This window comes from Streptacidiphilus carbonis, from assembly GCF_000787775.1.
In the GTDB taxonomy this organism is placed as follows: Bacteria; Actinomycetota; Actinomycetes; order Streptomycetales; family Streptomycetaceae; genus Streptacidiphilus; species Streptacidiphilus carbonis.
Genome location: NZ_BBPM01000004.1, coordinates 112,737 through 125,801, shown reverse-complemented (window position 1 = coordinate 125,801; position 13,065 = coordinate 112,737). Strand labels below are relative to the sequence as shown.

The following is a 13,065-nucleotide window of genomic DNA, read 5'->3' as shown; positions in this document are numbered from 1 at the left end:
GGTGCTGCGCCCGCTCGGCCGGATCACCCGCACCGCCCGCCAGGTCGCCAGCTCGGACATGCACCGCCGGATCGAGCTGGACGGCCCGGACGACGAGCTCAAGGAGCTCGCGGACACCTTCGACGAGATGCTGGAACGCCTCGACCGCTCGTTCGAGTCCCAACGGAAGTTCGTCGCCAACGCCTCGCACGAGCTGCGTACCCCGCTGGCGATCAACCGCACCCTGCTGGAGGTCCAGCTCTCCGACCCGGGGGCCTCGCCGGACCTGCAGCAGCTGGGCAAGACCCTGCTGGCCACCAATGAGCGCAGCGAACAGCTGGTCGAGGGGCTGCTGCTGCTGGCCCGCAGCGACAACGAGCTGATCGAGCGCCGCCCGGTGGACCTGGCCGAGGTGGCCCGGCAGGCGCTGGAGCAGACCAGGGCCGAGGCCAAGAGCCGCGGGGTGCGGTTGACCAGCGTGGTGGAGCCGGTGGTGGTGCCCGGGAACGGGGTGCTGCTGGAGCGGATCGTGCTCAACCTGATCCAGAACGCGGTGCGCTACAACCGGCCGGAGGACGGCTGGGTCGAGGTCTCGGTCGGAACCGCCGACGGCGCGGGCGAGATCGTGGTGACCAATACCGGTCCGGTGGTGCCCGGATATGAGCTGGAGCACATTTTCGAGCCGTTCCGGCGGGTCAAGGGCAACGAGCGGACCCGCAGCGACAAGGGCGTCGGTCTGGGGCTCAGCATCGTCCGCTCGGTGGTCCGGGCGCACGGAGGGGTCATCGAGGCGTCTCCGCGCCCCGACGGCGGCCTGCTGATGCGGGTTCGCATCCCCGGCAGCTGATTGCGCCGCAGGGCCCGCAGTGGGCCGCACACCCGGTCCCGCCGATCTTTCTCCAGGTCGGCGGGGCTTTTCCTTATCCGTTTCACACTTCGGCGGCCGCCCTTGCCATCGGACGCCGTCTCAACCTACGGTGGCGTAACCTACGGAGGCGTAGGTGTATGCCGTACCCCCGAGAGTTGGATGCCGTGACCATCGCCCCCTCCCGCCCCGCCGGCTCCGCCAAGTGGAGCGACGCCCAGCTGCTCCACGCCCTGGAGGAGGTGGTCGAGCGCGAGCTCGACCGCCACCTCGGCGTCGCCAAGGAGTGGATGCCGCACGAGTACGTGCCGTGGGGCCAGGGGCGCGACTTCGACGGGATCATGGGCGGCGAGGCCTGGGCCGTGGACCAGTCGCCGGTCACCGAGATCGGCCGGGTCTCGCTGGTGGTGAACCTGCTCACCGAGGACAACCTCCCCAGCTACCACCACGAGATCGCCACCATGTTCGGCCGCGACGGCGCCTGGGGCACCTGGGTGCACCAGTGGACGGCCGAGGAGGGCCGGCACGCCATCGTGATGCGCGACTACCTGCTGACCACCCGCGCGGTCGACCCGGTGGCCCTGGAGCGGGCCCGGATGACGCACATGGCCGAGGGCTTCGAGTCCGACAACAACCACTCGATGCTGCACTCCGTCGCCTATGTCGCCTTCCAGGAGCTGGCCACCCGGATCTCGCACCGCAACACCGGGCACAACTCCGGCGACCCGGTCTGCGACCGGATGCTGGCCCGGATCGCCACCGACGAGAACCTGCACATGGTCTTCTACCGCAACCTGCTGAAGGCCGCCCTGGAGATCGCCCCGGACCAGGCCATGCGGGCCGTGGCCGACGTGGTGACCGGTTTCCGGATGCCCGGGCACGGGATGCCCGGCTTCGAGCGGGCGGCCGCCCAGATGGCCATCGGCGGCATCTACAACCTGCGGATCCACCACGACGACGTGCTCCAGCCGGTGCTGCGCCACCTCAAGGTCATGGAGGTCTCCGGGCTCGGCCCCGAGGGTCTGGCCGCTCAGCAGGAGCTCGGGATCTACCTGGACGGCCTGGACGGCATGGCGACCCGTTTCGACGAGCGCCGTGCGGCCCTGCTGGCCCGCCGCGCCGCCGCTGCCGAGAAGCGCGGCTGAGCCGTTCCGGGAGGGGCCGGAACGGGCGCTCGGTCGGGGCGCTTGTACGGGTAAGTCCGGACTTTTCAGAACTGTGATGAACATCACAATTCAAGCCATTCGGCGGCATGATCCGGACGATCGCTCTCTGTCACGATCCCGACCGAGGTGACACAGCGTGCCCGGCACTCGGCCGCCGTACCAACGTTTCCGCTGGTCATGATCACGGTAAGTGCTCAAGAGGACGGCCATTCGGCCCGGCCGTCCGACGGGCCCGAACACCCCTCGGATCACCTCTTTGGGGGTCGTCTCGGGTGTCGATTGAGTAACGGGCCTTGAAGTAAGGCAAAATCTCGCCCTCGGGTCGGGCACAAGTCCGGCTTCCCGCGCGTTACCTGCGCTGGAGATACCCGCAGACACCCAAAGGGGGCCCGCGACACCATGGCAACTGACTACGACACCCCACGCAAGACCGATGACGACCTCAACGAGGACAGCATCGAGGAACTGAAGGCCCGCAGGAACGAGAAGTCGACCAGCTCGGTCGACGTCGACGAGTTCGAAGCGGCCGAAGGACTCGAACTGCCCGGCGCGGACCTCAGCAACGAGGAGCTCTCCGTCCGGGTGCTGCCCCGTCAGGCCGACGAGTTCACCTGCATGAGCTGCTTCCTGGTGCACCACCGCAGCCAGCTGGCGAGCGAGAAGAACGGCAACCCCATCTGCCGGGACTGCGCGGCCTGACGCGTTTTGGGGTAGGGAGGTCTTCATGAGGCCGTTCCGACAGCGAAACAGCACCAAGCCGAGCAGTGACGGCAGCAGTACCGATCGAACCGCCGGGGACGCGGTAACCCCGGCGGTCGACGGCGGCACCGGTGGCGACACCGACGGAAGCGAGGACGACCTCGCCCGGATCGCCGCCGAGCTGGAGGTGTGGGACGAGTCCGCCCCCGCGGCGGTCGTCCCCCAGGGCGAGCGGGGCCGACGCATGGCCTCGCTCGCGGACTCCCTCAAGGGCACCCTGACGGCCGGCCTGGCCAAGGGCGGCTCCCTGGTCGGGTCGGGGACCAGGAGCGGCGCCCTGCACCTGGTGGACCGGCTGGTCGACGCCGCTCCCCGGATCCCCGTACGTGACCTCGCCACGTTGCGCGCCCAGCACCCGGGCGCGCGGAACGCCGAGGACCTCGCCGACAGCATCAGCTCCGGAGCCGTGAAGGCATCCGCCTCCGTGGGCGCCGGCGTCGGCGCCGTGGCCATGCTCCCGGTGCCGCCCGCGATGGCGGTGGAGATCGGCGCCGAACTGCTGGCCGTGGCCGCCGTCGAGGTCAAGATGATCGCCGAGCTCTACCAGGCCTACGGACAGCCGCCGAGCGGCAACGCCACCCAGCGGGCCGGTGCCTACCTCGCGGTCTGGTCGCAGCGGCGCGGGCTGGACCTGTCCAAGCCGGGCAGCCTGGTGGCCCTGGGCACCGGCGCCGAACTGCGCCGGCAACTGCGCAAGCGGCTCACCCGCACCGGGCTCCGCAAGCTGCCGTCGGTGGCGCCGCTGATGGTGGGGGCGCTGGCGGGGGCGACGCTGAACCGCAGGGACACCGCCAAGCTCGCCCTGGAGATCCGCAAGGACCTGCGCGGCCGCCCGCCGGCCGACAGCGGCTACTGGGAGGCGGCGCTGGTCCCCCGGCCGGAGGACCCGAAGGGCTGAACGGCCGTCAGGCCGCCTTCAGGGCCTCCTGCTTGGCCGAGTCCAGGGCGGCGGCCAGCGCCTCCGGGGCACGGGTCGACAGATAGAGGTAAGGGGTCGGGTCCTGCGGGTCGGTGACGTCCACCCGCAGCGCCGTCGGGATGTAGGAGCGCAGCAGCATGAACGCGCGGGCGTTGGCCTTGCGGGTGCGCCAGGCGAAGGCCTCCTCGCGGTCCATCGGATGGGCCGTCCCCAGGGCCTCCACCGGGATCCGCGCCTCACCGGCCACCAGCAGCCCCTGCACCACCCGGATCCGTGCCGAGCCGTAGGAGCTCAGCAGCACCGCGGCCGCGGCCGCGCCGGCCACCAGGCCGAGCAGTCCGGGCACGATGCCGAAGAGGTAGAAGACCAGCCCGAAGGAGATGCCGCTGCCCGCGGGGAACAACCACATGGTGAGCGGAGCCGTGAGGCGTTCGTCGTACATGGCTCCATTGTGGGCTGCCGTCGCAGGCGATCTTGCAGAGGGCCTCGGTTCCCGTTCCGACGGGGTTCTTCTGTATGGTCGCGAGCGTGAGCCAGCAGACCACCCGTCCCTCCCTGACGCCGCCGCCCGGCGCCCGGGCCCCGGTCCGGCACCCCGAGGCTCCCGCGCCCGGCGCCCTGATCGGCCCGCACTACGAGCACTGCCTCGGCTGCGGTCCGCAGCAGCCGCACGGGCTGCACCTGGCCGCCAGGGCCGGCGAGGGCGTCGAGGTGCTGGCCGAGTTCACCGTCGCCCCGGCGCACCAGGGCGGCCCCGGCCTGGCCCACGGCGGGGTGCTGGTGACCGCGATGGACGAGGCGCTCGGCACGCTGAACTGGCTGCTGCACACCGCCTCGGTGACGGCCAGGCTGGAGACCGACTTCCTCCGCCCGGTGCCGGTGGGCGCCACCCTGTCCATCCACGCCTGGGTCGACGCGGTCGCCGGGCGCAAGATCTACTGCCGCGGCGAGGGACGGCTGGACGGCCCCGAAGGGCCGACGGCGATATCCGCGCGGGCCCTGTTCGTCCAGGTCGAACTGGACCACTTCGTCACCCATGGCCGCGCCGAGGAGATCAAGGCCGCCATGGACAACCCCGATGTCTTCAAGCGCGCCCGTGCCTTCGAGGTACTCCAAACCTTTTAAAGAGAGCCCTAGCCATGTCCCACCCCCCTGTAGACGTCCTGCTGCGCCTGCTGGACCCGGAGCTGCCCGCCCCCTCGTACGCCCATCCGGGGGACGCCGGGGCCGACCTGCGGACCACCGTGGACGCCGAGCTGGCCCCCGGGGAGCGGGCGGTGCTGCCCACCGGCGTCGCCATCGCCCTGCCGGACGGTTATGCGGCCTTCGTGCATCCGCGCTCGGGTCTGGCCGCCCGCTGCGGTCTGGCGCTGGTGAATGCCCCGGGAACAGTCGATGCCGGGTACCGTGGTGAGATCAAGGTGATCGTCGTCAATCTCGACCCGCGCGAGCGGGTGGTCTTCCGCCGGGGGGACCGGATCGCCCAGCTGGTCGTCCAGCGGGTCGAGAAGGTCCGCTTCCACGAGGTGGAGGAACTGCCGGGATCGGCGCGTGCCATCGGTGGCTTCGGGTCGACGGGCGGCCATGCCGCGGTTAGCATTCCCGCGGCCGGGCAGGAAATCTCTTCGGTACCCGACCGGGAAGGACAGTGACCGTGTTCCGTCGTCGCGCCAAGAGCGAGGACGCTGTCGACCAGATCGAGGGCGAAGAGGCCCTCGAGGACAGCGAGGACGTCGCAGGTGTGGACTCCGTGGAGGAGGACGACGCCGAGGACGCACGGGTGGGTCTGCCGCCCGCGCCGCGTCCCGACGGCCCCTGGGACTCCACCGAGGTGGAGGACGCGGCCGAGGGCCGTGTCGACCTGGGCGGCCTGCTGGTGCCCGGGGTCGATGGCATGGAGCTGAGGGTGGAGGTGGCCGGCGACTCCATCGTCGCGGCGACCCTGGTCCTCGGCAGCAGCGCCATCCAGCTGCAGGCCTTCGCGGCGCCCAGGTCCGAGGGGATCTGGGGTGAGGTCCGCCAGGAGATCGCCTCCGGCATCACCCAGCAGGGCGGCGTCGTGGACGAGGAGGAGGGCCCGCTGGGCTGGGGTCTGCGAGCCCAGGTCCCGGTGCAGCTCCCGGACGGCACCCAGGGCGTGCAACTGGTCCGCTTCGTCGGCTGCGACGGTCCGCGCTGGTTCCTGCGCGGTGTGATCTCGGGCCAGGCCGCGGTGCAGCCGGAGTCGGCCGGGGTGCTGGAGCAGGTGTTCCGCGAGACCGTGGTGGTCCGCGGCGAGACCCCGATGGCGCCGCGCGACCCGATCGTGCTCAAGCTCCCCGAGGACGCGCAGATGGTGGCGGACGGAATGCCGCAGCAGCAGTCGGCCCCGGCCAACCGCTTCAGCGGTGACCCGATGAACCCCTTCGAGCGCGGTCCGGAGATCACCGAGGTCCGCTGACCACCGAGGTCCGCGGGCATCCGAGTTCCCGAGCCGCCAGGCCCCTTCGCGGGGGCCTGGCGGCTTTTCGGCTCTCCCGGCCTGCGGCGCGGTGGTCGGAGGTACGGTGTCCCCCAGGCGACGCCGGGGCGGCGCACGGGGGAGCGACAGGGGGAACCGAGTGAGCGTCAACCGTGCTGCCGACCGGGCCGAGGCCCCGGACCTCGGGGAGCTGCGCCGGCGCGCCGCCGCGGCCGCCCGCCCGGACCGGGACGAAGGCATGATCGTCTGCGAGAACCTGGTCCGGATCTACCAGACCGAAGGTGTCGAGGTACAGGCGCTGCAGGGCCTGGACCTGTCCGTGGCGCAGGGCGAGATGGTGGCGGTGATCGGCGCCTCCGGCTCCGGCAAGTCGACCCTGCTGGGCATCCTCTCCGGCCAGGACGTTCCCACCGCGGGTTCGGCCGAGGTCGCCGGGCACGACCTGCTCACCATGCGGCGCCGGGACCGGCTCGCCTACCGGCGCGGCACGGTGGGCTTCGTCTGGCAGCAGACCTCCCGCAACCTGCTGCCCTACCTGACCGCCGTCGAGAACGTCATGCTGCCGATGACCTACACCGGGGTGAAGCGCTCACAGCGCCGGGCCCGCGCCGAGGAGCTGCTGGACCTGATGCGGATCGGCCACTGCGCCGACCGCAGCCCGGGCGAGCTCTCCGGCGGTGAGCAGCAGCGCGTCGCCATCGCGGTCGCCAACGCCAACCGGCCCCGGGTGCTGTTCGCCGACGAGCCCACCGGCGAGCTGGACACGGCCACCGGCGAGGAGATCTTCGCGGCGCTGCGGCAGGCCAACGAGGAACTGGAGGTGACGGTGGTCGTGGTCACCCATGACGCGACGGTGTCCGAGCAGGTCCAGCGCACGGTGCGGATCCGCAACGGCCGTACCTCCACCGAGGTGCTGCGCCGGATGACCACCGACGACGACGGCGCGCAGGAGCTGACGGCGGAGGAGTACGCGGTCCTCGACCGCAACGGGCGGCTGCAGCTGCCGAGCGAGTTCACCGAGCGGCTGCACATGCGCAGGCGGGTGAGACTGGCGCTGGAGGCCGATCACATCGGAGTATGGCCCGACGCGGCCGCGCGACAGGCGAAGGCGGACGCTGACGCGGACGCCGGGACAGACGCGGACGCCGAGACTGAGGGGGACGTATGACCAGCAGCGCCGAGCCCGCGGGTGCCACCGCGGTGGTCGAGCCCGGAGCGCCGATGGTGGAGGTCCATGACCTGCACAAGTCCTTCGGCAGCGGGGCCACCGCCGTGCACGCCCTGCGCGGGGTCACCCTCACCGCGCGGCGCGGTGAGCTGACCGCGCTGAAGGGGCGTTCGGGCTCCGGCAAGACCACCCTGCTGAACCTGGTCGGCGGGCTGGACCGGCCCAGCTCGGGGCAGATCCTGGTGGACGGCCACGACCTCGCCGGGCTGGGCGAGGACGGGCTGCTGACGCTGCGTCGGGACCGGATCGGCTTTGTGTTCCAGTCCTTCGGCCTGATCCCCATCCTGACGGCGGCGGAGAACGTGGGCGTGCCGATGCGGCTGCGCCGCACGCCGCCGCGGGAGCGCGAGGAGCGGTTGCAGGAGCTGCTGGCGCTGGTCGGCCTCGGCGACCATGTCAACCAGCGCCCCGGGGAGCTGTCCGGAGGCCAGCAGCAGCGGGTCGCCATCGCCAGGGCGCTGGCCAACCAGCCGGCCCTGATCATCGCCGACGAGCCGACCGGCCAGCTGGACTCCGACACCGGCCGCGCGATCATGCAGCTGCTCCGCGCCGTGGTCCGCAGCGAGGGCGTGACCGCGCTGGTGGCCACCCACGACCCCCAGCTGATGGAACTGGCCGACCGCGTTCTCGATCTGCGTGACGGGCAGATCGTCGACGAGGGGTAGCGCAGGCGGTTCCGTTCGGACTGCGGGTGCGGCCCGCAGGTGGCCGGCCGCGCGGTTCCCCGCGCCCCCGGACGCGACTCACCCACAGCGGTTCAGTCGCAGCACGTCAGAGGCGCGGGAAGTGCCGTGCCGGCTACCAGACGGCGGGTTTGCGGTGGGACCACGGGCGCATCCGCTCCAGTTGGGCGGAGAGCTGGATCAGGGTGGCCTCGTCGCCGTAGCGGCCGCCGAGCATCACGCCGATCGGCAGGCCGGCCTCGTTCCAGTGCAGTGGGAGGCTGACGGCGGGCTGTCCGGTGGCGTTGTAGAGGGGGGTGAAGGGGGTGAACGCGGTGAGGTTGTCGAACTCCCGGGCCGGGTCCGCGTCGTCGCGCAGGGCGCCGATCAGGGCCGGGGGCTGGGCCAGGGTCGGGGTGAGGATGACGTCGTAGTCCTCCTGCAGGGCGGCGACCAGGGCGCCGACGGCGCGGAAGGTGTAGAGCGCGGTGGCGAAGTCCGGGCCGGAGACCTTGCGGCCCTCCTCGCGCAGATACCGGGTCAGCGGCATCAGCAGTGACTCGTCCGCGACCGGCTGCTGGGTCGCCATCACCGCCCAGACCTGCTCGAACACCCGGCGCAGGGTGTCGTCGGCGGGCAGTTCCAGCGGTTCGGTGCGGTGGCCGAGGGAGGAGAGCAGTTCGGCGGTGCTCTCGGTGGCCGCGATGCAGTCCTGATGGACGGTCAGGCCGGGGACCGGCGGGGTGGTGAGCACGGCGATGCGCAGGCTCGCGGGTTCGCGGCCGGCGTGCGAGGCGAAGGTCTCGCCGGGGGCGAGGGCCGGGGCGGTGAAGCAGTCACCGGGCATGGCTCCGGCGAGCACGTCCAGCAGCGCGGCGGCGTCCGCGACGGTGCGGGCGATCGGGCCGCTGGTGCTGAGGCCGCTGACGTCGTACAGGGTGGGGCCGCTGCTGACCCGGCCGCGGCTGGGCTTGATCCCGAAAAGCCCGCAGACCGAGGAGGGGATCCGGATGGAGCCGCCGCCGTCGCTGCCCTGGGCGATCGGCGCGAGCCCGGCCGCGACCGCGGCCGCCGCGCCGCCGCTGGAGCCGCCGGCCGAGTAGTCCGGGTCCCAGGGGGTGCGCGCGGGCGGGGCGACCTGGTTCTCGGTGTAGCACGGCAGCCCGAACTCGGGGGTGTTGGTCTTGCCGAGGAGCACCGTGCCGGCCCGGCGCAGCCGGGTGACGATGTGGTCGTCGGTCACCGGGATGTGCTCCGCGCTGGCGGCCGAGCCCTGGGTGGCCCGTACTCCGGCGACGAAGTTCAGGTCCTTGACCGGGACCGGGACGCCGTGCAGCGGGGAGAGCGGCGCGCCGTCCCGGTCCCGGACCGCCGCCTCGGCCTGGGCCGCCTGGCTGCGGGCCAGCTCCGGGGTGACGGTGATGTAGGCGCCGAGGGACGCGTTCAGCCGGTCGATCCGCTCCAGGTAGTGGTCGGTCAGCTCGACCGGGGAGAGCTTCCCGGTCGCGATCAGCTCGCCCTGTTCCAGTGCTGTCAGATCGTGGAGCTGCGTCATTGCGGTTCCCCTCGGACGGTGCCGCGTCCGGTCGTGGCGCGGCCTCTGCGTGCCGATCCTCGCACCGGCCGGTGGCTCCGAACAGTCCCGGGGGGACTCGTCAAGATGTCGCTAAAGCAGCTTTCAGACTGCGCTGAGCAGGGGAACGGGCCCACTGCTCACGTACGCTCAACGGGTCAGGCACAAGTCAGAGGACAGGTATGCGCGGCAGGCTGCGGATCTATCTGGGGGCGGCCCCCGGAGTGGGCAAGACCTGCGCCATGCTGGGCGAGGCGCACCGGCGCCTGGCACGGGGCACCGACGTGGTGGTGGGCTTCGTCGAGGACCACGGCCGCTCGCACACCAGCGAGCAGGTCGCCGGGCTGGAGCTGGTGCCGCGCCGGTCCATGGAGTACCGGGGCGCCGCCTTCTCCGAGATGGACGTGGACGCCGTGCTGGCCCGCCGCCCCGCCGTCGCCCTGGTGGACGAACTGGCCCACACCAACGTCCCCGGCTGCCGCAACGCGAAGCGCTGGCAGGACGTCCAGGAGCTGCTGGACGCGGGCATCGACGTCATCTCCACGGTCAACATCCAGCACCTGGAGTCGCTCGCGGACGTCGTCGCGGGCATCACCGGGGTGCGCCAGCAGGAGACGGTGCCGGACGAGGTGGTGCGCCGGGCCGAGCAGATCGAGCTGGTCGACATGGCCCCCGAGGCGCTGCGCCGCCGACTGGCGCACGGCAACGTCTACGCCCCTACGATGGTCGACGCGGCGCTCTCCAACTACTTCAGGCCGGGGAACCTGACCGCGCTCAGGGAGCTGGCGCTGCTGTGGACCGCCGACCGGGTCGACGAGTACCTGCAGCGCTACCGGGCCGAGAACCGGATCAGCGACACCTGGCAGGCCCGCGAGCGGATCGTGGTCGGCCTCACCGGCGGCCCCGAGGGGCGGACCCTGATCCGCCGGGCCGCCCGGATCGCCGCCAAGGGCTCGGGCAGCGAGATCCTGGCCGTGTACGTGGCCAGGAGCGACGGTCTCACCGGCGCCTCGCCGCGGGAGCTGACGCTGCAGCGGGCCCTGGTCGAGGACCTCGGCGGCAGCTTCCACTCGGTGCTGGGCGACAACGCCGCCGAGGCGCTGCTGGACTTCGCCCGGGGAGTCAACGCCACCCAGATCGTGCTGGGCAGCAGCAGGCGCAAGACCTGGCAGTGGGTGCTGGGCCCCGGAGTCGGCGCGACCGTGGCCCGTGAGGCCGGCGACGTGGACGTGCACATCGTCACCCATGAGCACGTCGCCCGCGGCCGGGTGCGGCCGATCCGGCGGATCGCCCGGCTGGGGCCGACCCGGACCGCCGTCGGCTGGGTGCTCGGGGTGGGCGGCCCGCTGCTGCTGACCTGGATCCTCGGCAGCACCCGCTCCGGCAGCACCGACATGCTGCTCTACCTGGGCCTCACCGTGGCCGCCGCGCTGACCGGCGGCCTGTTCCCGGCGCTGGCGTCGGCGGTGGTCGGCTCGCTGCTGATCAACTGGTACTTCACGCCGCCGCTGCACACCTTCACCGTCGCTGATCCGCAGAACATCGTCGCCATCGCGGTCTTCCTGGCGGTGGCGCTGTCGGTCGCCTACGTGGTGGACCTGGCCGCCTCCCGCACCGCCGAGGCGGCCCGCAGCCGCGCCGAGGCGGAGACCCTGAGCTTCCTCGCCGGCAGCGTGCTGAGCGGGGAGAAGGCGCTGCCCGCGCTGCTGGAGCGGGTCAAGGAGACCTTCCAGATGGAGTCGGTCGCGCTGCTGGAGCGGGCCGACGACTTCGGCCCGTGGACCTGCGCGGGATCGGTGGGCCCGGCACCGGTGGGCCGTCCCGAGGACGCCGACGTGGACGTCCCGGTCGGCGAGCGGCTGGCGCTGGCGCTGTCCGGGCGGGTGCTCCCGGCGGGGGACCGCCGGGTGCTGGGCGCCTTCGCCGCCCAGGCGGCCGTGGTGCTGGACCGCCGCAGGCTGAGCGAACAGGCCGCCGAGGCCCGCCGGCTGGCCGAGGGCAACCGGATCCGCACCGCGCTGCTGGCCGCCGTCTCGCACGACCTGAGGACGCCGCTGGCCGGCATCAAGGCCTCGGTCTCCTCGCTGCGCGCCGAGGACGTCCGGTGGAGCCCCGAGGACGAGGCCGAATTCCTGGCCGGCATCGAGGAGGGCGCCGACCGGCTGGACCACCTGATCGGCAACCTGCTGGACATGAGCAGGCTGCAGACCGGCTCGGTGGTCCCGCTGCTCCGCGAGTTCGACCTGGACGAGGTCGTCCCGATGGCCCTGCGCGGCGTCCCGGACGGCGCCGTGCGGCTCGACGTCCCCGAGGACCTGCCGATGGTGGAGGGCGACCCAGGGCTGCTGGAACGCGCCCTGGCCAATGTGGTCGAGAACGCCGTGAAGTACCAGGGCGAGGGCCGGGGCCCGGACAGCGGGGTCCTTCTCTCCGGCAGCGTGCTGCGGCTGGCCGGCGAGCCGGACCGGCTGGAGGTGCGGGTCGCCGACCACGGCCCCGGGATCCCCGACGAGGCCAAGGAGAAGGTCTTCGAGCCGTTCCAGCGCTACGGGGACGCCCCCAGGGGCGCCGGGGTCGGCCTGGGCCTCGCCGTGGCCCGGGGCTTCGTCGAGGCGATGGGCGGCAGCCTCACCGCCGAGGACACCCCGGGCGGCGGCCTCACCATGGTGTTCACCCTTCGTACCGATCAGTCGGACCAGATGACGCAGCAGACGCAGCAGGGGAAAGGCAGCCCGGAATGACAGGTGGCACCAGGGTCCTGGTGGTCGACGACGAGCCGCAGATCGTCCGCGCGCTGGTGATCAACCTCAGGGCGCGCGGCTACGAGGTCGACGCCGCCCACGACGGGGCCTCGGCCCTGGAGCTGGCGGCGGCCCGTCACCCCGACGTGGTGCTGCTGGACCTGGGGCTGCCGGACATGGACGGCACCCAGGTGATCCGCGGACTGCGCGGCTGGACCAAGACCCCGGTGATCGTGCTCTCGGCCCGGCACGCCTCCGACGAGAAGGTCGAGGCCCTGGACGCCGGAGCCGACGACTACGTCACCAAGCCCTTCGGCATGGACGAGCTGCTGGCCCGGCTGCGCGCCGCGGTGCGCCGCGCCGCGCCGGTCGGAACCGACCCCGAGGAGGCCGTGGTCAGCACCGCGTCCTTCACCGTCGACCTGATCGCCAAACGGGTCCAGCGCGAAGGCGCCGACGTCCGGCTGACGCCCACCGAGTGGCACCTGCTGGAGGTCCTGGTGCGCAACGCCGGGCGGCTGGTCAGCCAGAAGCAGCTGCTCCAGGAGGTCTGGGGCCCGGCCTACGGCACCGAGACCAACTACCTGCGGGTCTACATGGCGCAGCTGCGCCGCAAGCTGGAGGCGGACCCCGCGCACCCGCGGCACTTCATCACCGAGCCGGGGATGGGCTATCGCTTCGAGCAGTAGGGTTGCCTGTCGGTACGGAGCGG

The 13,065-nt window shown here is 72.3% G+C and carries 13 protein-coding genes; 11 read left to right on the top strand and 2 right to left on the bottom strand.

The window, feature by feature from the left end; genetic code table 11:
* From TR46_RS04595 to TR46_RS04580, 4 genes are all read left to right on the top strand, one after another.
* Nucleotides 1–826: sensor histidine kinase (locus TR46_RS04595; protein WP_042393805.1), on the top strand; the 826-nt coding region annotated here is incomplete at its 5' end.
* Between the two features lie 185 nt (nucleotides 827–1,011).
* Nucleotides 1,012–1,989: an acyl-ACP desaturase gene (locus tag TR46_RS04590; protein WP_042394145.1), complete on the top strand. Its 978-nt coding sequence runs from the start codon at nucleotides 1,012–1,014 to the stop codon at nucleotides 1,987–1,989.
* Nucleotides 1,990–2,409: 420 nt separating this feature from the next.
* The gene (locus TR46_RS04585) at nucleotides 2,410–2,709 is read left to right on the top strand and encodes a DUF4193 domain-containing protein (protein WP_030258984.1); all 300 of its coding nucleotides are present in this window, start codon (nucleotides 2,410–2,412) and stop codon (nucleotides 2,707–2,709) included.
* A 25-nt stretch (nucleotides 2,710–2,734) separates the two neighbouring features.
* Nucleotides 2,735–3,667 (top strand): hypothetical protein, encoded by a 933-nt coding sequence (locus TR46_RS04580; RefSeq protein ID WP_052432538.1) that lies wholly within the window; start codon nucleotides 2,735–2,737, stop codon nucleotides 3,665–3,667.
* A 7-nt stretch (nucleotides 3,668–3,674) separates the two neighbouring features.
* Here TR46_RS04580 and TR46_RS04575 read toward each other — a convergent pair whose 3' ends face one another.
* On the bottom strand, nucleotides 3,675–4,130 hold the full coding sequence (locus TR46_RS04575; protein WP_042393797.1) for a DUF3093 domain-containing protein: 456 nt from the start codon (nucleotides 4,128–4,130) through the stop codon (nucleotides 3,675–3,677).
* Between the two features lie 86 nt (nucleotides 4,131–4,216).
* Here TR46_RS04575 and TR46_RS04570 point away from each other — a divergent pair, with 86 nt between their 5' ends.
* The 5 genes from TR46_RS04570 (at nucleotide 4,217) to TR46_RS04550 (ending at nucleotide 8,042) form a co-directional block, all read left to right on the top strand.
* Nucleotides 4,217–4,813 (top strand): PaaI family thioesterase, encoded by a 597-nt coding sequence (locus TR46_RS04570; RefSeq protein ID WP_236655200.1) that lies wholly within the window; start codon nucleotides 4,217–4,219, stop codon nucleotides 4,811–4,813.
* Nucleotides 4,814–4,827: 14 nt separating this feature from the next.
* Nucleotides 4,828–5,340, top strand: coding sequence for a dUTP diphosphatase (gene dut / locus TR46_RS04565; protein WP_042393793.1), 513 nt, complete (start codon nucleotides 4,828–4,830; stop codon nucleotides 5,338–5,340).
* A gap of 2 nt (nucleotides 5,341–5,342) precedes the next feature.
* Nucleotides 5,343–6,128: a DUF3710 domain-containing protein gene (locus tag TR46_RS04560; RefSeq protein WP_084717887.1), complete on the top strand. Its 786-nt coding sequence runs from the start codon at nucleotides 5,343–5,345 to the stop codon at nucleotides 6,126–6,128.
* 160 nt (nucleotides 6,129–6,288) lie between these two features.
* Entirely contained in the window at nucleotides 6,289–7,317 is a 1,029-nt protein-coding gene (locus tag TR46_RS04555) for an ABC transporter ATP-binding protein (protein ID WP_439654338.1), read from the top strand.
* Nucleotides 7,314–8,042: an ABC transporter ATP-binding protein gene (locus TR46_RS04550; RefSeq protein ID WP_042393791.1), complete on the top strand. Its 729-nt coding sequence runs from the start codon at nucleotides 7,314–7,316 to the stop codon at nucleotides 8,040–8,042. The genes TR46_RS04555 and TR46_RS04550 overlap by 4 nt, the downstream gene beginning before the upstream one ends.
* 133 nt (nucleotides 8,043–8,175) lie before the next feature.
* On the opposite strand, the gene TR46_RS04545 is transcribed toward TR46_RS04550, so the two are convergent.
* The gene (locus tag TR46_RS04545; protein ID WP_042393788.1) at nucleotides 8,176–9,594 is read right to left on the bottom strand and encodes an amidase; all 1,419 of its coding nucleotides are present in this window, start codon (nucleotides 9,592–9,594) and stop codon (nucleotides 8,176–8,178) included.
* 200 nt (nucleotides 9,595–9,794) lie between these two features.
* Between TR46_RS04545 and TR46_RS04540 the strand changes: the two genes are divergently transcribed.
* Nucleotides 9,795–12,353: a DUF4118 domain-containing protein gene (locus TR46_RS04540; protein WP_042393784.1), complete on the top strand. Its 2,559-nt coding sequence runs from the start codon at nucleotides 9,795–9,797 to the stop codon at nucleotides 12,351–12,353.
* Nucleotides 12,350–13,042 (top strand): response regulator, encoded by a 693-nt coding sequence (locus tag TR46_RS04535; RefSeq protein ID WP_042393781.1) that lies wholly within the window; start codon nucleotides 12,350–12,352, stop codon nucleotides 13,040–13,042. Before TR46_RS04540 ends, TR46_RS04535 begins: the two co-directional genes overlap by 4 nt.
* Nucleotides 13,043–13,065: the final 23 nt, after the last annotated feature.